General features: G+C 67.2%; 1 protein-coding gene. It reads right to left on the reverse strand.

Going from position 1 to position 911, the window contains the following annotated elements; translation table 11 throughout:
- Positions 1–40 precede the first annotated feature (40 nt).
- On the reverse strand, positions 41–911 hold an 871-nt coding region (locus MTQ10_RS30775; RefSeq protein WP_247474102.1), incomplete at its 5' end, for an IS3 family transposase.

A 911-nucleotide genomic window follows, 5' to 3' on the forward strand; every position in this document is an offset into this window, starting at 1 on the left:
ATGAGCTGCCCCGAGTTTCGTAGAGTCCGGTGATCTTGTTTCAGGCGGACTGCGGGGTGGCTTCCTGTTGTCGCCACCACTCGCGTTCGTACTCGGCGGGCGGTACGTAGTCGAGGGAGGAGTGGAGCCGTTCCTCGTTGTACCAGGTGACCCACTGGAAGATCGCCCGCTCGACATGGTCGACGTCCCGCCACGGGCCTTGCATCTCGATCAGCTCGGCCTTGAAGGTGCCGTTCAGCGCCTCGGCCATCGCGTTGTCATACGAGTCCGCGACCGAGCCGACGGATGCGGCGGCCCCGATCTCGGCGAGCCGGTCGGTGTAGCGAATTGACACATATTGCGACCCTCTGTCGCTGTGATGGATCAGGCCGGAGTCCTTCTTGATCCGGCGTCTCCACAGCGCCGTCTCCAGCGCGTCCAGCGGAAGTTCGGTCCGCATGTGGTTCGCGACCTGCCAGCCGACGATTCTCCGGGAGAAGACGTCCAGGACGAACGCCACATACACCCAGCCCGTCCAGGTGCGGACATAGGTCATGTCGGCCACCCACAGCTGGTCGGGCCGGCTCGCGGTGAAGTCGCGGTCGACCAGGTCCGGCGGCCTGGGTGCCGACGGCTCCGGCGCCGTGGTGCGGCGCCGCTGGCCGCGGACGACGCCCTCCAGACCCAGCTCGGCCATCAGCCGCTCGACGGTACAGCGTGCCACGAGGACGCCCTTGCGCCGCAGTGCGCGGGTGATCCGGCGGACGCCATAGGTGCCGCCGGACTCGGTATGGACCTGTTCGATCAGCGGCTTAAGCTGCTCGTCACGCAGCCGACGGGCAGACTTCGGCCGCTTCTTGCGCGCGTAGTACGCCGACTCCGACAGTCCCAGCACCCGGCAGGCGAACCCGACCCCGAGGCCCTTGTCCTTG

The sequence above is a fragment of the Streptomyces sp. XM83C genome, assembly GCF_023072675.1.
In the GTDB taxonomy this organism is placed as follows: domain Bacteria; phylum Actinomycetota; class Actinomycetes; order Streptomycetales; family Streptomycetaceae; genus Streptomyces; species Streptomyces thermocoprophilus.